At 69.3% G+C, this 20,828-nt stretch carries 14 protein-coding genes; 10 read left to right on the plus strand and 4 right to left on the minus strand.

The window, feature by feature from the left end:
- Positions 1 to 25: 25 nt before the first annotated feature.
- Complete coding sequence (locus tag HS104_07150) at positions 26 to 3,265, minus strand: vitamin B12-dependent ribonucleotide reductase (protein ID MBE7479744.1); 3,240 nt, start codon at positions 3,263 to 3,265, stop codon at positions 26 to 28.
- A 729-nt stretch (positions 3,266 to 3,994) separates the two neighbouring features.
- Here HS104_07150 and HS104_07155 point away from each other — a divergent pair.
- Positions 3,995 to 5,653 carry a serine/threonine protein kinase gene (locus HS104_07155; protein MBE7479745.1) on the plus strand — a complete coding sequence of 553 codons (1,659 nt, stop codon included), beginning with the start codon at positions 3,995 to 3,997 and terminating at the stop codon, positions 5,651 to 5,653.
- A 3-nt stretch (positions 5,654 to 5,656) separates the two neighbouring features.
- On the opposite strand, the gene HS104_07160 is transcribed toward HS104_07155, so the two are convergent.
- The 3 genes from HS104_07160 to HS104_07170 form a co-directional block, all read right to left on the minus strand.
- Complete coding sequence (locus HS104_07160; GenBank protein MBE7479746.1) at positions 5,657 to 7,318, minus strand: AMP-binding protein; 1,662 nt, start codon at positions 7,316 to 7,318, stop codon at positions 5,657 to 5,659.
- Positions 7,319 to 7,403: 85 nt separating this feature from the next.
- Positions 7,404 to 8,990 (minus strand): polyamine aminopropyltransferase, encoded by a 1,587-nt coding sequence (locus HS104_07165; protein ID MBE7479747.1) that lies wholly within the window; start codon positions 8,988 to 8,990, stop codon positions 7,404 to 7,406.
- 28 nt (positions 8,991 to 9,018) lie between these two features.
- Entirely contained in the window at positions 9,019 to 9,243 is a 225-nt protein-coding gene (locus HS104_07170) for a DUF350 domain-containing protein (GenBank protein ID MBE7479748.1), read from the minus strand.
- A gap of 158 nt (positions 9,244 to 9,401) precedes the next feature.
- Here HS104_07170 and HS104_07175 point away from each other — a divergent pair, with 158 nt between their 5' ends.
- The 9 genes from HS104_07175 (at position 9,402) to HS104_07215 (ending at position 20,827) form a co-directional block, all read left to right on the plus strand.
- Entirely contained in the window at positions 9,402 to 10,220 is an 819-nt protein-coding gene (locus HS104_07175) for a hypothetical protein (protein ID MBE7479749.1), read from the plus strand.
- 72 nt (positions 10,221 to 10,292) lie between these two features.
- Complete coding sequence (locus HS104_07180; protein MBE7479750.1) at positions 10,293 to 11,324, plus strand: hypothetical protein; 1,032 nt, start codon at positions 10,293 to 10,295, stop codon at positions 11,322 to 11,324.
- Complete coding sequence (locus tag HS104_07185) at positions 11,308 to 12,543, plus strand: hypothetical protein (GenBank protein MBE7479751.1); 1,236 nt, start codon at positions 11,308 to 11,310, stop codon at positions 12,541 to 12,543. Before HS104_07180 ends, HS104_07185 begins: the two co-directional genes overlap by 17 nt.
- 13 nt (positions 12,544 to 12,556) lie before the next feature.
- Positions 12,557 to 14,179 (plus strand): FAD-dependent oxidoreductase, encoded by a 1,623-nt coding sequence (locus HS104_07190; GenBank protein ID MBE7479752.1) that lies wholly within the window; start codon positions 12,557 to 12,559, stop codon positions 14,177 to 14,179.
- Positions 14,180 to 14,681: 502 nt separating this feature from the next.
- Positions 14,682 to 15,791 carry a hypothetical protein gene (locus HS104_07195; GenBank protein ID MBE7479753.1) on the plus strand — a complete coding sequence of 370 codons (1,110 nt, stop codon included), beginning with the start codon at positions 14,682 to 14,684 and terminating at the stop codon, positions 15,789 to 15,791.
- 95 nt (positions 15,792 to 15,886) lie between these two features.
- A complete protein-coding gene (locus tag HS104_07200; protein ID MBE7479754.1) occupies positions 15,887 to 16,585 on the plus strand; it encodes a CoA transferase subunit A in 699 nt (232 codons plus the stop codon).
- A gap of 10 nt (positions 16,586 to 16,595) precedes the next feature.
- Positions 16,596 to 17,249, plus strand: coding sequence for a CoA transferase subunit B (locus tag HS104_07205; GenBank protein MBE7479755.1), 654 nt, complete (start codon positions 16,596 to 16,598; stop codon positions 17,247 to 17,249).
- A gap of 351 nt (positions 17,250 to 17,600) precedes the next feature.
- Complete coding sequence (locus HS104_07210; GenBank protein MBE7479756.1) at positions 17,601 to 18,035, plus strand: hypothetical protein; 435 nt, start codon at positions 17,601 to 17,603, stop codon at positions 18,033 to 18,035.
- Between the two features lie 83 nt (positions 18,036 to 18,118).
- A complete protein-coding gene (locus tag HS104_07215; GenBank protein ID MBE7479757.1) occupies positions 18,119 to 20,827 on the plus strand; it encodes an SUMF1/EgtB/PvdO family nonheme iron enzyme in 2,709 nt (902 codons plus the stop codon).
- The last annotated feature ends 1 nt before the right edge of the window (position 20,828 follow it).

The raw sequence follows: 20,828 nt of genomic DNA on the forward strand, positions 1-20,828 counted from the left end.
CGGCCGGCCGGACCCGGCAAGTCCCCTATGAGCATCCCATCGAGTTGCCGCAGTTCAGGCACTTGTAGCAAGCGCCGTTGCGGACGGTGATGTGACCGCAGCTGTCACACACCGGGGCGTCGCCCATCATCTCCTCGAGCTGAGCGTCGAGCGCGCCGTGCACGTCGGTGCCGACCAGCGTCTGCGGCTCGTTGCCGGGGCCCGGCGGGGGCAACAGGCTCACGCTCTCCGGCGGTCCCTCGACCAGCGGATTCGTCGGATCCTCGATGCCGGACTGCGACTCCGCCGGCTTCACCTGCGCGAAGTCGTAGCGCTTCAGGTACTCGACGCCGAGCACGCGGAAGAGGTAGTCCACGATGCTGGTCGAGAACTTGATGTTCGGATGCCCCGTGACCACGCCGTGGGGCTCGAAGCGCGTGAAGGTGAACTGCTCGACGTAGGTCTCGAGCGGCACGCCGTATTGCAGGCCGACCGACACCGCCATCGCGAAGCAGTTCATCAGCGATCGGAAGGCGGCGCCTTCCTTGTGCATGTCGATGAAGATCTCGCCCAGCGTGCCGTCGTCGTATTCGCCGGTGCGCAGGAACACCTTGTGGCCACCGACGGCGGCCTCCTGGGTGAAGCCGCGGCGCTTCTTGGGCAGCCGGACGCGAGTGCCCTGCGGGCGCGTCAGGGTGACCGCGCGTGCGGCCGGCGCGACCCCCTCGTGCTCGTTGGTCTGGCTGTCCTTGGCGTCCTTGTTCGAGGTCGAGAGCGGCTGACTGGCCTTGCAACCGTCGCGGTAGAGGGCCACGGCCTTGAGCCCGAGCTTCCAGCCCTCCTCGTAGATCTCGCGGACGTCCTCCACGCTGGCGTCGTTCGGCAGGTTCACCGTCTTGCTGATCGCGCCGGACAGGAAGGGCTGCACCGCCGCCATCATGTGCACGTGGGACATCGGCGCCAGGAAGCGCTGCCCGATGCGGCCGCAGCGGTTGGCGCAGTCGAACACGGCGTAGTGCTCCTCGCTCAGGTACGGCGCGCCCTCGATGGTCATGCGACCGATGATGACGTCGTTGGCCTCGGAGATCTCCGCGTCCTTGTAGCCCAGGTGCCTGAGCAGGTTGAAGCCCGGCACGCTCATGCGCTCGGCGGTGACACCCAGGCGCTCGTAGGTCTCCTTGCCGAGCACCCAGGGCGCGAACGCCAGGTGCAGGTCGAACACGCCGGGGATGGCTTGCTCGATCTTGGCCAGGTCCTCGTCCGTGAGGCCCTTCTGCTTGAGCGACGCGCGGCTCACGTGCGGAGCGCCGAGCAGCGTGTTGGTGCCCGAGACGTAGGCGACGATCTCGCGGATCTTCGCCTCGGCGTAGCCGAGACGCCGCAGCGCCTCCGGCACCGACTGGTTCACGATCTTGAAGTAGCCGCCGCCGGCCAGCTTCTTGAACTTCACCAGCGCGAAGTCCGGCTCGACGCCGGTGGTGTCGCAGTCCATCAAGAGACCGATGGTCCCGGTGGGCGCGAGCACCGTCGACTGTGCGTTGCGGTAGCCGTGCTGCTCGCCGACGCTCACCGCCTCGTCCCAGGCGGCGGCGGCAGCACGCCACAGCTCCGGCGGGCACTCGTCGCGGTTGATGGCGTAGGCCGCCTCCTGGTGCATACGCATCACGCGCAGCATCGGCTCGCGGTTCTTGCCGAAGCCGGGGAAGGGGCCCTTGCTGGCGGCCATCTTGGCGCTCTGGGCGTATGCCCGGCCGCACATGATGGCGGTCAGCGCGCCGGCGATGGCGCGACCCTGATCCGAGTCGTACGGCACGCCGAGCAGCATCAAGAGCGTGCCCAGGTTCGCGTAGCCGAGGCCGAGCGGGCGGTAGTCGTGGGAGTTCTGCGCGATGTTCTTGGTGGGGTAGCTCGAGAAGTCCACCAGGATCTCCTGAGCCATGAAGAACACGTCCACCGCGTGCAGGTAGCCGTCGATGTCGAAGCTGCCGTCGGTGCGCAGGAACTTGGTCAGGTTCAAGGACGCCAGGTTGCAGGCCGTGTCGTCGAGGAACATGTACTCGGAGCACGGGTTAGAGGCGTTGATGCGCCCCGAGTTCGGGCAGGTGTGCCAGCGGTTGATCGTCGTGTCGTACTGCACTCCCGGATCCGCGCAGCCCCAGGCGCTCTGGGCGATCATGTTCCAGAGGTCTGCCGCTTCGTAGGTGTCCACCACGTCGCCGGTGGTGCGGGCGATGGTGTGCCACTTGCCGCCGGCGAGCGCGGCCTTCATGAAGTCGTCCGTGACGCGGATGCTGTTGTTGCTGTTCTGCCCGCTGACGGTGCGGTAGGCCTCACCGTTGAAGTCGTTCTCGAAGCCCTGGGCGATGAGCGCCTGAGCCTTCTTCTCCTCGCGCATCTTCCAGCCGATGAAGTCCGCGATCTCCGGGTGGTCCATGTCGAGGCAGACCATCTTCGCGGCGCGCCGCGTGGTGCCGCCGCTCTTGGTGCTGCCCGCCGCGCGGTCGAACACCTCGAGGAAGCTCATCAGCCCGCTGGAGGTCCCGCCGCCGGAGAGCTTCTCCTGCTTGCCGCGGATGGCGCTGAAGTTCGAGCCGGTGCCGGAGCCGTACTTGAACAGCCGCGCTTCGCTCTTCATCAGGTCGTAGATCGCCATCAGGTCGTCCGACACGCTCTGGATGAAGCAGGCGGAGCACTGAGGCTTCTCGTAGGCGTTGGCCGTCTCGCCGATGGTGTCCGTGGCCTCGCTCCAGGCCCAGTTGCCGCCGGAGCCTTCGATGCCGTACTCGTGGTAGAGCCCGCAGTTGAACCAGACCGGGGAGTTGAACGCGCCGTACTGGTTGACGAGCAGGAAGGAGAGCTCCGCTTCGAAGGCGTCGGCGTCCTTCTTGCTGGCGAAGTAGCCGCCGAAGTGCTCACCGGCATTGCGGATGGTGTGCGCGAGGCGGTGCACGACCTGGCGCACGCTGGTCTCGCCACGCGTCTTGTCGCCGTGCAGGCCGGCCTTGCGGAAGTACTTGGAGACGACGATGTCGGTCGCGAGCTGCGACCAGGCGGCAGGGATCTCGGCGCCTTCCATCTTGAAGACCACCGAGCCGTCGGGGTTGGTGATGACGCTCTTCCGGAGCTCGAAGGTGACGTTCTCGAAGCCGGTCTCGCCCGGCTGGGTGAAGCGCCGCTCCACGCTGACGCCCTTCTTGCGGCGCGCCGAGCCCCGCTTCTTGGCGGGCTCTTCCGCGGCTGCTGCCTTCACGTTGCTTTCCTGCCCCACGATCGTCGACTGCGCCATCCCTCGCTCCTTCACTTGCGGCATGTGCTGCCTTCATCTGCGAGCGGCACCGGTCCGCGCGCAGAGCAAAACGCCTCGCGCCACCCGCTCCTGGGGGGAGCGAGGGCGTCCGGAAACCCCCATTGTCCAAGCCAAGTTCTTCCGTCTGCCGGCAGCGGGACCGGAGCCCCGTCACCCGAATCCAAGTCTGCAAAAGTCTGAGTCACCCCCCACTGCGCGCTTGGACCGTTCGACTGAACGTGCGTTCGGGGGTGAGCCGGGGATGGTGGTCCAACCGGCTGCACCGACGAACAGCTGTCGCGGCGGGTGGAGGGTCTTCTTACCCCAACCCCTTGGGCTGGGACAACAAAAAACCACGACAGGTTGGGCGATTGTCGATAAGCAGGCGAAGGCACTGAACTTTCGCACGGGTGAACACAAGATACTCCCGGCTTGTACAGGAGGCCTGCACAGGGGCTCCCCAGCTAGCCCCCAGGGCCCTTCCCGCGGGTCCGCCGGACGCCAAGCGGAGCCGATGTCTCGTCGGAGTCAGAACGAGGTGGTGCCGTCGCCGCCGAAACCTGCCCGAGAGCCAGATCCGGCGTGCGCCTTCGTGCGTCTCTGCTTTCCATTGGCAACCTCTCGAGCCCAGCTCTCCGCGCACACCGGCGCACACTGTGGCACCGCGCGCGCTGACGCTTGTGCGGCGCCGGTCTGTCTGCCACGCTCTTGCCACACAAAGTCGCACCAATGAGGACGCTCGGGGAAATCCAGCCCGGCCAGACGGTGGGCCGGTACGAGTTCCTGGTGCCAATCGCACAGGGGGGCATGGCTGCCGTTTGGGCCGCGCGCCTCAAGGGCACCCGCGGCTTCACCAAGACGGTCGCAGTCAAGACCATGCTGCCGACCATCAGCGACAACCCGCACTTCGAGCAGATGTTCCTCGACGAGGCGCAGATCGCGGCGCGCATCCGTCACCCGAACGTCGTCGAGATCTCCGACCTCGGCGAGCAGGACGACCTGCTCTACCTGGTGATGGAGTGGGTGGACGGCGAGCCGCTCTCGAACATCCGCCGCACCGCCGCCAAGCGCGAGGGCATCCCGCGGCCCATCGCCGTCAAGATCGTGCAGGACGCAGCCGCGGGATTGCACGCCGCGCACGAGCTGAAGGACGAGCAGGGCACGCCCATCGGCCTCGTGCACCGGGACATCTCGCCGCAGAACATCCTCATCACCTTCGACGGCGTGGTGAAGATCGTCGATTTCGGCGTGGCCAAGGCCGCCGGTCGCACCGTCGAGCACACCAACTCCGGACAGATCAAGGGCAAGCCGCCGTACATGTCCCCCGAGCAAGCGCTCGGCAAGGACATCGATCGGCGCACCGACATCTTCGCGCTGGGCATCATCCTCTACCAGCTCACGACCGGTAAACATCCGTTCCGCGGCGAGAACGACATGATCACGCTGCAGAACATCGTCTCCGACCGGCCGATCATCCCGCCGCGGGCCTACGACAAGGAGTACCCGAAACCGCTCGAGTCGGTGGTGATGCGCGCGCTCGATCGCGATCCGAACAAGCGCTTCCAGACCGCCGCGGAGCTCGAGGCCGCGCTCGATCGCGTCTTCCCGCCGACCGTCCCGCGGGTGCGCACCGAGGACGTCGGCAAGTTCGTGACGGCCATGCTCGGGGATCGAGGCGACGAGCGGCGCGCGGCGCTGCGCGACGCCATCCGGCTCGCCGACGAGCGCGCGTCTTCCGTCGAGGCGTCCGGCACGACGGGGCGCTTCCCGGAGCTCGGCACGCGCGTCGTGCCTGCGCCGTTCGGCTCGCCGTCGAACCCCGACCACTCGCGTCCCTCCGTCACCGGCCTGACCGGGCTGACCGGCCCCACGCCGAGCGGTGCGTTCCTCCGGCCGTCGGTGCCGGAGTTCACCTCCAGCGCGCTCAGCGCACCGGAGACTCCGTTCGGAACTCAGCTCCCGTCCGAGCCGCCCAAGAAGAAGAGCCGCGGCGCGGTCTGGGTCGTGGGCGGCTTGTTCGTCGCAGCGCTGTTCATCGGCGGCGCGCTGGTGCTGACGCGCACGCTGAAGGGCAGCGGGGACAGCCCTGCCGCGCAGTCGCCGGTGGTGCCGACGGCGTCGGTGGCGTCCGCCGAGCCGGAGGCGCCGAAGAAGCCGGACGACGGCGAGAAGCTCGACGAGACGGGGGCCATCGATCTGAACCAGCTCGGCGTCGAGAAGGGCCAGCAGGCCCGACAAGGCGGCCTGGCGAAGGCGCCGGTGAAGGACCCGAAGGAAGCCGCGGAGCCCAAAGACGCGAAGGATCCGAAGAAACCGGATCCGAAGAAGCCCGAGGTCAAGAAGGGCGGCGGCTTCGTCCCGCCGCCCGTCACCGACCCGGGGTTCTGAACCTCACGCCCAGATCACCGGCTTCTTCTGCTCGTACCAGCTCTCGGCGCGCGGGCCGTACTTCTGCTCGATGGCGCTGCGCTTGAGCTTCATGGTCGGCGTGAGCAAGCCGTTCTCGATCGTCCACTCGTCGGTGACCACTGCGAGCAGGTCGAGCTGCTCGTGCTGATCGAGCGTGGCGTTCACCTCGTCGAGGTGGCCTTTGAGCGCGGCGGCCAGCTGCTGCCGCTCGGCCTCGTCCTTGGCGCGCTTCCGAGCCTGCTCGCTGAGCACCACCATGCCGTAGGGCTGAGGGAAGCCGTTGCCGGTGACCAGCGCCTGCTCGACGTCGGAGTGCAGGAGCAGCTTGTTCTCGATGGGCGCGGGGGCGACGTATTTGCCCTTGCTGGTCTTGAACAGCTCCTTCACGCGTCCGGTGATCTTCAAGCGACCCTCCGCGTCCACCTCGCCGCGGTCGCCGGTGCGCAGGAAGCCGTCCTCGGTGAACATCTCGGCGGTGAGCTCCGGCGCCTTGAAGTAGCCGAGCATCGTGCCCGGGCTCTTGACCAAGACCTCGCCCTCGGGGCTCAGCTTGCACTCGACGCCGGCGCACGCCTTGCCGACGTAGCCGACCCTCACGTCCCCCGGCAGCGTCATGTGCGAGTAGCTGAAGTTCTCGCTCATTCCGTAGCCCTCGAGCAACTCGAGGCCGAGCGAGCGGTACCAGGCGATGAGCTCCGCGGGGATGGGCGCCGAGCCGCTGCCGGCGATGCGCACCTGATCGAAGCCCAGGCCGCCGAGCACCTTCTTCTTGATGATGCCGCTCAGGATCGGCACCTTGAGCATGAAGCTCAGCTTGTGCTCGGGCATCTTGGAGAATACGCCGAGCTGGAACTTCTGCCAGAGCCGCGGCACGCTGACGAACAGCGTGGGGCGCGCGCGCTTGATGTCCTCGATGAAGGTGTCGAGGCTCTCGGCGAAGAACACCCGGAAGCCCGTGCCGAGGGTGCCCGTCTCGACCACGTAGCGCTCGAAGGCGTGGGCCAGCGGCAGGTAGGACAGCATGCGGTCCTCCCGCTTGATCTCCAGGAACTCCAGGAACTTCTGGCCCGGGTCGATCATGGTCTGGAAGCTGTGCATCACGCCCTTGGGCACGCCGGTCGAGCCCGAGGTGTAGACGATGGTCGCCAGATCGGTCTTGGGGCGGCGGATTTCGCCGGCCAGGGGCTCCGTCTTCTCGACGATCGAGTCCCAGCTCGGCGCGTCGAGCTTCGGCGAGAGCGGCAGCGTGATGCGCGGCAGCCCCTCGGGGATGCCCGGCTCCATCGCCTTGAAGCCGTCGAGCTTGCCGATGAAGATGAGCTTCGCCTCGCTGTGCTCGAGGATCTGCCGGATCGTCTCCGGCGTGAGCGTGGGGTAGAGCGGGACCGAGACGTGGCCGGCCATCCAGATGGCGAGATCCGCCAAGATCCACCAGGCCGTGTTCTTGCTGAACAGCGCGATTTGCGACTTTTCCGGCAGGTCCAGCGACTTCAGGTGGGCCGCCATGCGCCGCGCCTCGCCGATGGCTTCCTTGAAGGTGAAGTCTCGCAGCTTGCCCCCGCCGAGCGGCTGCGTGAACCAGATGTCGTCCGGGCACTCGCGCTCCCACTTCTGTGCAAAGTCCAGCTGCGTCTCGAGCGTCATCGCGTCTTTCCCCATGGTCACCGGCTCCAGTCGAGGCGGACGATCTAACACGCATCGCTCGGAGCGGTAGCCCGGTTCCGCGCCGCTACTCCCAACGGCTCCACTCGCGCAGGTAATACGAGACCAGGGCCTGGTTGTTCAGGCGGTTCGGCTCGACCGGCAGCTCGCCGACGTCGCTCGGGAGCTCGAACAGCTGGGCCAGGGTGTGCGCGTCCAGGTAGGCCAGCGGGCCCGGCGGCAGGCGGGTGGGACGCTCGACGGGGTCGAGCCCCGCGAGCACGAAGCCCCAGTCCGCGAAGCTCGGCACGTAAACGCGGTAGGGCAGGACGCTGAGCCCCACCGCGCGCAGCGTGCCGACCACGCACCAGAAGGACTGCCGCGCCAGGAGCGGGGAGGTGGACTGCACGCCGAGCGCGCCGCCCGGCGCGAGCCGGGCGCGCACCCGCTGGTAGAGCTCGGTGCTGTAGAGCTTGCCCACCGAGTAGTTACTGGGGTCGGGGAAGTCGAGGACGATGACGTCGAAGCTCTCGCGGCTCTCCGCGACCCAGATCATGGCGTCGGCGTTGATGACCTGGACCTTCGGATCGGACAGCGAGCCCTGGTTCTGCGCCACGAGCTCGGGCCGCGTGCGCGCCAGATCGGTGACGGCGCGGTCCAGATCCACCAGGACGACGCGCTCCACGTCGGGCCAGCGCAGGATCTCGCGGACCGCGAGGCCGTCGCCGCCGCCGCCCACCAGAACGCGGCGCCGGGAGGCCGCCGCCGCCATCGCAGGGTGCACCAGCGCCTCGTGGTACCGGTGCTCGTCTCGGCTCGTGAACTGGAGGTTGCCGTTCAGGTGCAGCGCGAACCCGTTGCCCCGCTCGGACAGGACGATGCGCTGGTACGGCGAGCTCTCGGCGTGCAGCACGCGGCCGCCGAAGCTCTGCGCCTCGGCGAGGGAGGTCAAGTGCTTGCCCTGCAAGAGCGCCAGGCCGAGCAGGACCAGCACGAACACGGCGCGCAGGCGCGCGCCCGCCATGCCGCGCCGCTCTTCTTCCGACTCGGGGACCAGGACCCAGGTCGAGAGCAGCCCCACCGCCGCGTTCAAGAGCCCGCAGGCCAGCGAGGTGTGGACGAGGCCCAGGCGCGGCACCAGGAACAGGGAGAACGCCAAGGAGCCCACCAGCGCGCCGGCGTAGTCGAAGGTGAGGGCGCGGGCGATCAGCTCCTTGAACTCGAGCTCGCGCCGGAGGATGCGCATCAGGAGCGGCAGCTCCAGGCCCACCAGCACGCCCACCGCGACCACGGTCGCGTACAGGATCAGCCGGAACGCGTTGGTGTAGCTGAACGCCAGGAGCAGACCCGGCGCGCACAGCCCGCCGATCAGCGCAGTGCCGAGCTCGATGTCCACGAACAGGAGCGAGAGCCGGCGCTCGGCGAAGCGCGAGAGCCAGGCCCCCAGGCCCATCGCCGACAGGTAGACGCCGATGACGGTCGAGAACTGGGTGACCGAGTCGCCGAGCACGTAGCTCGCGACGGCCGCCATCACCAGCTCGTACACCAGCCCGGCGGTGGCGATGACCAGCACCATGCTGAGCAGCAGCGTGGCGTGCGTCCGAGCAGGAGCGGCGCGGCCGGGGTCTGGCCAACCGCGCGGCTTCGGTTCGATCGACTCGTCCCCGTCCGTCATCGGGACGATCGCGTTCGCGGGCCTGGGCTCAGCCGCCGATGGCGGAGGCGATGATGATGCTCAGCCCCAGGATGACCGAGCCGATCATGATCGCGAGCGCGGTGTTCTGGTCCTCCTCGATTTCCTTCCGGAGCGAGAAGGGTGTCACCAGCTTGATCACCAGGAAGCTGATGCCGAACATCACGATGCCGATCAGCGAGTAGACGATCGACGCGATCAGTGCTTTCACGAACGGGGCCCAGTTGATGTCCATGTCGCGCTGCCTCTCCCTCGCTGCCGGCTCTTTGGCTCGGTGGTACCAGGGGTCGTTTATCACGAACCCCGGGTTTTTCGCGACCGTGGGGCCGCTGGCCAGTCGGTTTTTCGGCCAGCTGAGCCGGCTCGCGTAAGATCGGCCCTCCGGGAAGAGCCATGCTGGTGCTGATTGGGCCGCCTTTTTCGGGCAGCGAGGACGAATATGGGCGGATCGCCCAGGTGGCCGGCCTCTTGCCCTACGAGCTCAAGACCAAGCTCAAGCCCGGGGCCTGGGGCGTGATCAAGGCCATCGCGGCGCCGGAGCAGGCCGAAGCCCTCGGCCGGCAGCTCCGCGACCAGGGCTTTCGAGTGGCGGTGGTGGACACCGCGGTCGCCGCGGATCCGGGTCGCATGTTCGTGCCTCTTCGAGCCTTGGAGCTGGGCGAAAACAGCCTGGTGCTCCACCTGAGCGAGCGCTCGATGCCCATCCCCTACCGGGCCCTGCTCACCATCGTCCGGGGCGAGGTCCAGCTCGGTTCGCGGCAGCGTTCTCGCCCGGCGTCGAGCTCCACCTTCCGCGCGGTGGTGCCCGAGGCCGGCGTGGAGCTCGCGGCGGCGACTCAGCTCGACGCATTTGCCGCGGCGGATCTGCACTTCGCGACGGTGCTGTGGGCGGCGCGGATCGACGCCCGCGCCTTCGACTTCTCCATCCTGGGCCAAGCCTCCGGAGGCGCGCAGGACCTCGATCGCCTCGTGGACTACCTCGCCGAGCGTATCGGCGTGCGCGTGGACCGGGCGAGTCGGGTGTCGAGCGTGGCGTCGTTCACCGGCGCAGCCGGCCCGCCGCGGACCCCCACGCCCATGCCCGGCTCGCCGCCGCAGTCGCGAAAAGAGGTGCCCGAGCGCTTCGACGCGTACTCGCGGCTGGTGGCCGAGGCCGAGCGCGACGCTCAGCGGCACGCGCGGACCTCCACGCGGCCGCCGCCGCCGGTGTAGGGCCATTCGGTCGTTTTGGCCCGAGCTTGGAGGGGGAGAGCGGTGCTAGACTCGCGAAGGAAGGCTTCAGGGATGCGACTTCGACGCTTGGGTACTGCGCTTTCGGTGGCGATGCTCTCGGTTTCATTGGCCCTTGGGTCGGCGACGCTCGCGGCCGGGCCGGCCTTCGCCCAGAGCCCCGCCGAGCTGGCCAAGGCCCGCACCTTGTTCAAGGAGGGCGTGAGCCTCGAGGCGGCCGGCGACTGGGCCAGCGCCCTCAGCAAGTTCGAAGAGGTGGGCAAGGTCAAGACCACCCCCGCGGTGCGCTTCCACATCGGCCGCTGCAAGGAGCACCTGGGGCGCCTGAACGAAGCGCTCGGCGAGTACCGTATCGCCGAATACGAGGCGCAGCAGTCCAAGGCCAAGGAGCTCGACGAGATCAGCAAGGCGCGCGAGCAGCTCGAGGCGCGTGTGCCGAAGCTGACGATCACCCGCGGCAAGGGCGCCGAGTCGGCCAAGATCGAGCTCGACGGCGTGGCGCTCGGCGAGGCGCAGGTCGGCAAGGAAGTCTCCACGGATCCGGGACCCCACCGCATCGTGGCCAAGATCGGCGGCAGCGAGTTCGAGGTGTCCGTCACCCTGGCCGAAGGCGAGAGCAAGAGCGTCGAGCTGGTGCCGCCCGAGGACTTCAAGGCGAAGCCCGCGCCGGTGGACGAACCCAAGCCCGAGCCGGAGCCGGACCAGAAGCCCGACGTGAAGATCGAGAAGAAGGGCGCTGGGGCGCTGCCCTGGATCATCGGAGGCGTGGGTGTGGTCGGCCTGGGCGCTGGCGCCTACTTCTACACGCAGATGAAGGACAACCAGGACGAGCTCGAGGGCTTCTGCCGCCCAGACGGCACGTGTCCGGCGTCGAAGCAGAAGCTCTCGGACGACGGCAAGCGCTACGCGCTGTTCGCGAACATCGGGCTCGGCGTGGGCGTCGTCGGCATCGGGGTCGCAACCGTGATGCTGCTGAGCGGCGGCGGCGGCGACGCCCCGAAAGAGAAGCCGAAGAGCGCGCGCGTGCGCCTGAACGTGGTGCCCGGACCCGAGCTGAAGGGAGTGAACCTTGTCGGTGCGTTCTGATTGGGTCCGGCGCGGCGCGCTCTTGGGCGCGGTCGTTCTGGTTGCGAGCTGCGGCTTCCCGGAGTTCTCGTTCATTCCGGACAACGAGTTCTACGGGACGGGCGGCGTCTCGGGCTCGGGGGCTACCGGCGGCGTGGCTGGCGCGGGTGGCGGCGTCGGCGCGACGGGTGGCGGGGGCACGGGCGGCGGCACCGGTGCCACGGGCGGTGGCGGCACCGGTGCGACGGGCGGTGGCGGCACTGGCGGGAGCGGCGGCGGCGCGAGCTGTGGTAACGGCACATGCGTGCCGAGCCCCCCGAGCGGCTGGGAAGGGCCGGTGGTCTACTACGAGGGCACAGCGACCCCGCCGTCTTGTCCAAGCAGCTACCCGACCATCAAGCAGACCGCGAGCTCGACGCTCGACGCCGGCACCGTCACGTGTCCGACCTGTCAGTGCGGCACGCCGAGCGGCGTGACCTGCTCGGCGGACGTGGTCTTCTTCGACGGGGCGTCCTGTGGTGGGAGCGGCTGCTGGGGCTACTGGCAAGGCGTCTGCGGCTCCGGCTCACCCACACCGCCGCCGATCACCGTCGGAGCGACCTGCAAGACCCAGAGCTTGTGCTGGGACCCGACGGGCGCCACCAAGCCGGTCTCCGCCGCGTTCACCAACCTGGTGGCGGCCGGTGGGACCTGTACCTCGAGCTCCCAGGGCACGATGGTCAAGCCCACGGCGAAGTACACCAAGTCGGTGCGCGCTTGCGGCGACCCCACGGGGGATCCCGGTGGCTGCGGGGCCTCCAACGTGTGTGTCCCCACGGCGCCGTCCGGGTTCGCTCAGAAGATCTGCATCTTCAAGGCCGGGGACGTGACCTGCCCGAGCTCGGCGTGGGGCAAGGAGGCCGTCTTCTACACCGCGGCGCCTACTGACACGCGGACCTGTTCGGCGTGCGGATGCGGCACCCCCACAGGCGGCTGCACCGGCGCGACGCTGGAGCTCTACACCGACTCTGCGTGCTTGCAGGAGAAGGACACCCTCGCGGTCGCGGAGATGTCGGGGTGCACGAACATCAAGGCCGACTCTTCTCCCGTCGCGTCGCCGGGCTGCCAGGGCAACGGCGGCGACAGCCGCTCGATGAAGCTGGTCGGCGGCTCGGGCTCCGGGGCGACCTGTCCGAAGACGGGCGGCACCGTGACCGGCTCGGCGGATCCGGCCGGCCCCGTCACCTTCTGCTGCTTGTGACCGAGCGTTCGCGATGAGCGTCTCGCGCCGGGAGCTGCTCGGCCTGCTCGCGACGTCGCCCCTGGCGGCGGCGGCCGGCTGCAAACGCTCGCCGCGCGAGGTGCCGGGCAGCATCCGCGGCGCGTCCGTCGGGTTCGGCCACCGCCTACGGGACGCCACCGTCGAGCGCGCGAGCGGAGAGCCGCGGCGCGTGAAGGTGGCCGTCGTCGGCGCTGGGCCGAGCGGGCTCTCGGCGGCATGGCGGCTCGAGCGCGCGGGCCTTCGGGACTTCGTCGTGCTCGAGCTCGAGCCAGAGCCGGGCGGTACCAGCAGCTACGGCACGGACGGCGTGGTGCCGCACCCCTGGGGCGCCCACTACGTGCCCGTGCCGGGTCGCGACAACCGCGCGCTCACCCTCTTGCTCGACGAGATGGGCGCGCTCGAAGCCCGCGGCCCGGACGGCGAGCCGCGGGGCAAGGAAGAGCTCCTGGTGCGCGAGCCGGAGGAGCGCGTGTTCGTCGAAGGAAGCTGGCACGAGGGGCTCTACCCGCAGAGCATCGCCAGCGACGCCGATCGAGACGAGCTCGAGCGCTTCCAGAAGGAGGTCGATCGCTGGGTCGCCTGGCGCGACGCGCGCGGCCGCCGCGCATTCGAGCTGCCGCTCCGCCGCTCGAGCGACGACGCCGAGGTCACCGCGCTCGATCGCCAGAGCGCCGACGCCTGGCTCCGGGAGCGTGGCCTCGGCGGCGAGCTCCTGCGCTGGTGGGTCGAGTACGCCTGCCGCGACGACTACGGCCTGTCGCTGGCGGACACCAGCGCCTGGGCCATGCTCTTCTACTTCTGCTCGCGCGTGCCGGCGCCGCGCGCCGAGAGCGCGCCCTTCATCGCCTGGCCCGAGGGCAACGGGCGCATCGTGCGCCACCTGTCCGCGCTGGCCGGAGACCGGCTCTCGACCGGCAAGCTGGTGACCGACGTCGTGCCCGGCGAGAGCGGGGTCGAGCTCTCGGTGCTGGACACCCGCGGCGGGAGCCTGGAGCGCATCGTCGCGGAGCGCGTGATCCTGGCTCTGCCGAAGTTCGTGGTGCCGCGGGTGCTCAGGCCCTTCCGGGACGCGCCGCCGGAGCACCTGACCGCGTTCGACTACGGCGTGTGGTGGGTCGCCAACCTGCACCTCTCGCGACGCCCCAAGAGCCGCGGCTTCGGCATGGCCTGGGACAACGTGATCTACGGCGGCACGTCGCTGGGCTACGTGGTGGCCAACCACCAGCGGCTGGAGGACTACGGGCCCACGGTCTGCACCTATTACCAGCCGCTCGTGGACGGCGACGCCCGCGCTGCGCGCACGCGCTTGCTCGAGATGGAGCACCCGGCCTTCTGTGCGGAGGTGCTGCGCGAGCTCGAGCCGGCGCACGACGGTCTGTCCAAGATCCTCGAGCGCATCGACGTCTGGCGCTGGGGCCACGCCATGGTGCGCCCGCGCCCCGGCTTCGTCTGGGGAGCGGCCCGCAAGAAAGCGGCGGAGCCCTTCGGTCGCGTCCACTTCGCGCACTCGGATCTGTCCGGCGTCGGGTTGTTCGAGGAGGCGCAGGACCACGGCGTGCGCGCGGCAGAAGAGGTGCTGCGCGCATCTGGCCGAGAGGTCGAGTCGCTGCTCTGAAAGTCTGTCGAAATTTGGACGGGATGGTGTGACTGCCAGGCGCTGACCACCAGCACGCCACGTCGTCGATGCCCGGGGCGCGTCTTTCACGCTGCTTCTGCCCGCGCCGGAGCGGCGCCTCGTCTCCTCGCGAGGGCGCTCGCGCCGGCGAAGTGTGCGGTTGGGCGTGCGGTTGGGCGCGCGGCGCCGACCCGAGGGCGCTCGCGCCGGCGAAGTGTGCGGTTGGGCGTGCGGTTGGGCGTGCGGTTGGGCGTGCGGTTGGGCGTGCGGTTGGCCCCTTTGAGATCCCTCTTTGAATCATCAGTTGGCGGACACGGGGCCGAGAGAGCGAAGCCGTCGGAGTCCAGCTGGGATGACCGGAAGGCGGACGCGGGCGAGCAGGGACGCTATCGAGCGGACGCGGGGCGGGGAACACCGGGGGCGTCGAAGTGCGTGCGGGATGAGGGTGCCGGTGGGCGGACGCGGAGCGGGGAACGGGAGATCCGCGCTATACGTGGCGGCGATGGCCGCCGGCGCCGCGCCCTCCCTGTCGTTCGGGCCCTTCCTCTGGGGACCGCGAGCGGACTTGCTGCTGTTCGGAGGGAGCGCTCTGTGCTCGTTCGCGCTGGTCGGCGCGGCGCGGGCGGTGGGGCTCGCGCCGGGGCCGCTGCCGGAGTGGGGCTGGCTCTTGTTCGTGGTGGCGGTGGACGTCGCGCACGTCTGGTCCACCTTGTTTCGCACCTATCTGGACCGTGAGGAGCTCGGACGGCACAAGTGGCGCTACCTGGGCGTGCCGCTCGCCTGCTGGGCGCTCGGCGCGCTGCTCTACGCGCAAGGGTCGATGGTGTTCTGGCGCGCCCTGGCCTACGTAGCGCTCTTCCACTTCATCCGCCAGCAGGTGGGGTGGGTGGCGGTGTACCGCGCGCGGGCTGGCCAGCGCGGCGTCTTCGACCGGGTGCTGGACGACGCGACGGTCTACGCGGCCACGCTCTACCCGGTCCTGCATTGGCACTCGCGGATCGCGACGACCGACTTCGCGTGGTTCGTCAAAGGCGACTTCGTGGATCTGGGGGCGGGTGCCGCGCGCCTGCTCCCGGCGGCGCAGCTGGTCTGGGTGGGCCTGCTCGGGCTGTTCGTGGCGCGGCAGGTGATGCTGGCCGCCACCACGCGCACGCTTCATCTGGGGAAGCTGGTGGTGGTGCTCACCACCGCCGCCGTGTGGTGGCTCGGGATCGTGCGCACCAACAGCGACTTCGAGTTCACGGTGACCAACGTGATCGTGCACGGCGTTCCCTACTTCGCGCTGCTCTACGCCTACGCCGTGGCGCGCAAGCACGAGCGACCGGACATCCTGGGCTCGCGCATCGTGGCGGGCGGCGTGGGCGCGTTCGTGGGGCTGCTCCTTCTGCTCGCGTTCGTGGAGGAGCTGGCGTGGGACCGGCTCATCTGGCACGACCGGCCGTGGCTGTTCGACTCGAGCGGCGTCGAGCTCTCGCCCGTATGGGCCGCGCTGCTCGTGCCGCTCCTGGCGCTCCCGCAGGCGACGCACTACGCGCTCGACGGCCTGCTCTGGCGCCGGGGCGATACGCGCACGCGGCCGGCGCAGCGGCGGGCGCTCGGGTTCTCCGCCTAAAGGCTGTCGCCCGAGCGGCCCGGCGCAGCGGCGGGCGCTCGGGTTTTCCGCCTGAGCTTGTCGCCCGCACGCGGCCGGTGCTAGCTGGGCGCGCCATGGACAAGGTCATGAAGAGCGCTGCCGAGGCAGTGGCTGACATCGGGGACGGCGCCACCGTCCTCGCTGGCGGCTTCGGTCTGTGCGGCATCCCCGAGCTAGCCATTCAGGCCCTGCGCGACAAGGGCGTGAAGAACCTCACCTTCGTCAGCAACAACTGTGGCGTCGACGAGTTCGGCCTGGGCATCTTGCTTCAGAACAAGCAGATCAAGCGCATGGTCTCGAGCTACGTCGGCGAGAACAAGGAGTTCGAGCGGCAGTTCCTGTCCGGGGAGCTCGAGGTCGAGCTCGTGCCGCAGGGCACGCTGGCGGAGCGGCTGCGCGCCGGCGGCGCGGGCATCCCGGCCTTCTACACGCCGGCAGGGGTGGGCACCAAGGTCGCCGAGGGCAAGGAGGTGCGCGAGTTCGACGGGCGCGCCTACGTCATGGAGCGCGGCATCACCGGAGAGTTCGCCATCGTCAAGGCCTGGAAGGGCGACCGGTACGGCAACCTCTGCTACCGGCTCACGGCGCGGAACTTCAACCCGCTGGTGGCGATGGCGGGGAAGACGACCATCGCGGAGGTCGAGGAGCTGGTCGAGGTCGGGCAGCTCGACCCAGACGAGATCCACACTCCGGCCATCTTCGTGCAGCGCGTCGTGGTGGGCAACGGCGCCCACCAGAAGCGCATCGAGCGCCGCACCACCCGCAAGAGCTGAGGAGCCAGAAATGCTGACGCGAGAGCAGATTGCACAGCGCGCCGCCCAGGAGCTCCGGGACGGCTATTACGTGAACCTCGGCATCGGCATGCCGACGTTGGTGGCGAACTACATCCCGCCGGGGGTGGAGGTGATGCTCCAGAGCGAGAACGGCCTCCTGGGCATCGGGCCGTATCCCCTGGAGGGGACGGAGGACGCCGATCTGATCAACGCCGGCAAGGAGACGGTGACGATGCTGCCGGGCTCGTCGATCTTCGACAGCGCCACGAGCTTCGCCATGATCCGGGGCGGGCACGTCGATCTCGCCATTTTGGGCGCGATGGAGGTCAGCCGCGACGGCGATCTCGCCAACTGGATGATCCCTGGCAAGATGGTCAAGGGCATGGGCGGCGCGATGGACCTGGTTCACGGCGCCAAGCGCGTGGTCGTGATCATGGAGCACACGGCCAAGAACGGCGCGCCCAAGATCTTGAACGCCTGCGCGCTGCCGCTCACGGGCAAGCGGGTCGTGCACTGCATCATCACCGAGCTGGCGGTCATCGACGTCGGCGAAGGTGGGTTGGTGCTGCGCGAGCTGGCCCCCGGCGTGAGCGCCGACGAGGTGAAGGCCAAGACCGAGCCGACCCTCACGCTCGCGTCCGACCTCCGAGAAATGCGGCTCTAGAGCCGCACGCCGCGCCGCAATCGCCAACGAGATTGGGGCCGGGGCCCCAATCGCCAACGAGATTGGGGCCGGGGCCCCAATCGCCAACGAGCCAACGAGATTGGGGCCGGGGCCCCAATCGCCAACGAGCCAACGAGATTGGGGCCGGGGCCCCAATCGCCAACGAGATTGGGGCCGGGGCCCCAATCGCCAACGAGACTGCCGCGCCGCGCCGTTGCCTTCTCCACCTACACGTGCCGCGGCTGTGCGCGCGCGTGCGCAGTTTGACGGCGTGAATGCGGGCCCAGTATAGTTCTCTCTTAGTATCGGGGGATCCCTACACCCAGTTCGAACTCGAGGAGCACACACCCCATGCCCAACCTGAAGCTCACCGCCCTGCTCACTGCCGTCGGCGTCCTCACCGTGGCCGGCGTCGGCAGCTCTGCCTCGCAGAAGCAAGCCGTCGTGAAGCTCCAGGACTTCGTCCGCAAAGAGAACACGATGATCGGCTACCCGGGCACCGAGATTTCCCCGGGCTTCTTCAAGCGCCTCGAGAACACGGCGCACTTGCCCGGTATCGGTGGACCGAATTGGCCGCCGAACCCCTGCAACGCGCACATCTCGGTCTACAACAAGATCCTCCAGAACGTTCCCGAGGGTCCTGGCCGCATGAACGCCACGCTCTCCGTGCTCACGCACATGGCGCGCTCCAACTGCTGCGTGGACACCACCTACGACGGCAGCGTGGATCCGGCGCAAGAGCCTGCGGCGGTGTACGCGCTGCGTCCGGTGGCCTGCGCTCAGTAGCCGCGCTGCACGGATTTCGAGCCAGAGGCCCGCCGCTCCGCGGGCCTCTCGCTTTTCGGGAGCGTGATAGGCTGGTTCTTGCGATGAAGTTCCGCAACGCGCGGGAGGTTGCGCTCGAAGCGTTGGCCCGCGGGCTGATGAGCCCGGAGGAGTTCTGGCAGCTCGCGCAGATCGCCGCCGAGCCGAACGCACCGCCGGAGCAGGTGCTCGAGACGGTGCTCCCCAAGGAGCGTGTCGTGGCGCTGACGCGGGAAGCGGTCGCCACGCTCCAGGCGTTCCCGCAAGTCGCGGCCCCCATCGCGTCGGAGCGCGCGACGGTGCCCGGGGACGAAGGCGACCCGCCCGTCAGCGTGGAGCTCGGCACCGGCCCATCGCGCCGGGAGATCAGCCTGCTCCCCGGTCGCTTCGAGGGCCCGAGGTATTCGACGGTCGAGCCCCTTGGCCGCGGCGGGATGGGCAAGGTGGTCGCGGCGCTCGATCGCGAGATCGGCCGCATCGTGGCGCTGAAGACGATGCAGAAGCCGGACCCGGATCGGCCGATGATCCGCCGCTTCCTCCAGGAGGCGCGCATCACCGCCCAGCTGGAGCACCCGAACATCGTGCCGGTGTACGACCTGGGCGCGCTCGACGACGGCCAGCCCTTCTACACCATGCGGGTCGTCAAGAAGCAGTCGCTGGGGGACGTGCTGGACCGGCCCCAGCTCCGCGAGCAGTGGCCCATGGTGCGCTTGCTCGGCGCATTCGTGCAGGTCTGTCGCGCGCTCGCGTATGCGCACGCCCGCGGTGTGCTCCACGGTGACATCAAGCCGGACAACATCCTGCTCGGCGACTTCGGCGAGGTGTACTTGGCCGATTGGGGGCTCGCCAAGCTGCACCGTGACAGCGTGGTGCGCCAACACCTGCGCGGCTCGCAGCCACCGCCCGCATTTGGCTCTCCCACGGGCGGGACGCCTGGCTACTTGGCCCCCGAGGTCGCGCTCGGGTTGTGGAGCGAAGTGGACCAGCGCAGCGACTTGTTCGCGCTCGGGGTGATCCTCTACGAGATCCTGACCGGCAAGCACCCGTTCGGCTTCGCCGCCGACGCGCACAAGATGGTCCAGGCGTACGAGAAAGGCGCGACGCCACCCCGCCAGCTGACAGCGTCGTGCCCGCTCCTGCTCGAGGACCTCTGCCTCTCGCTGATGGCGCGAGCGCCCGGCGAACGCCCCAAGAGCGCGGACCTCGTGGCGGAGCGTGTCGAGGAGTTCCTCGAAGGCGCCAAGGAGCGAGAGCGCCGCCGCGAAGAAGCGCTGCGCCTGTGCGAGCAGGCGACGGAGCCCGTCCGTCGCTACCAGGAGCTGGAAGCGGAGCGCCGGCAGCTCGGCGGCGTGGCCCGCGCCGTCGCCAAGGAGATCGCCGCCTGGGAGTCGGTCGAGCGCAAGCGCGCCGCCTGGCGCATCGAGGACCGCATCGCCGAAGCCGATCGCGAGGGGGCGCTGGCTCTGGCTCAGGCCATCGAGCTCTACACCAAGGCGCTCGGCTACGACTCGGAGTGCCAGCCGGCTCACCAAGGTCTGGCGGAGCTGTACTGGTCCCGGGCCATCTCGGCCGAGGCCGAGCGCCGCCCGGCGGCGCAGATCTACTACGAGGCGCTCGTGCTCGAGCACGACACCGGGCACTTCGGCGCGCTCCTCCGCGCGGAGGCGCGCCTCAGCCTGAGCTCCGACCCACCCGGCGCTCAGGTCTTCGCGCAGCGCTACACCGAGCAGGACCGAGTGCTCACGGCCGGTGCCGAGCGCTTCCTCGGACGCACGCCCTTGTCGGACGTGCGTCTCGATCCGGGCAGCTACCTGATCGTGCTCAAGGCGCCGGGTTATCGGGACGTTCGCTACCCGGTCGCGCTCGGGCGCGGCAGTCGCCACGACGGCCGGGTCACGCTCTACCGCGACGACGAGATCGGTCCCGGGTTCATCTACGTTCCCGGCGCGACGGTCACACTGGGCGGCGACCCCGACGCCATCGACCCGATCCCGCGCCAGGACGTGTTCGTCGGTGACTTCGCCATCGCCGAGTTCCCGGTGACCATCCGGGAGTACTGCGAGCTCCTGGACGAGCTGAACGAGAGTGATCTGGGGCTCGCGCAGAAGCGCGCGCCGCACGACGTGCGGGGCTCCGAGGGCATGGCCGTGCGGCGCGGGCCAACCGGGGCGTGGGAGCCGCTACCCGACATCATCGAGGGCGAGGCGCGCAAGCTGTTTCCTCCGGAGGAGGGTCACCTTTGGCGGCTCCCGGTGAGCCTGGTGGACTGGTTCGACGCTCGTGCCTACTGCCGCTGGCTGTCGGCGCGGACCGGTGCACCGATTCGCTTGCCCAGCGAGGTCGAGTGGGAGAAGGCCGCTCGCGGCGCCGACGGGCGCTTCTTCCCCTGGGGTGACCACTTCGACGCCACCTTCTGCAAGATGCGCGACTCGCGTCCGTTCTTGCAGCAACCCGAGCCCATCGGCTCCTTCCCGAAGGACGTCTCGCCCTACGGCGTTCGCGACTTGGCCGGTGGCATGCGGGAGTGGGTCGGCGATCTCTTCGGGGAGAAGACCGCCGCCGAGCTCGACGCCGAGCCCGAGCCGGACCCGCATACCGGGCGCGGAGAGTCCGGCTTTCGCATGGTGCGCTCGGGGCTGTGGAGCGGCGACGCCAGCTGGACTCGTGCCGCCTCTCGCGGCGGGCTCTACGGGCTCACGCGCGGCATGGGCCTCGGGTTCCGCGTCGTGAAGGAGCTGCCCCTGCACCGCACCGGCTCCCAGCCGCGCGTTTGAC

Source organism: Polyangiaceae bacterium, from assembly GCA_015075635.1.
Classification (GTDB): Bacteria; Myxococcota_A; Polyangia; order Polyangiales; family Polyangiaceae; genus JADJKB01.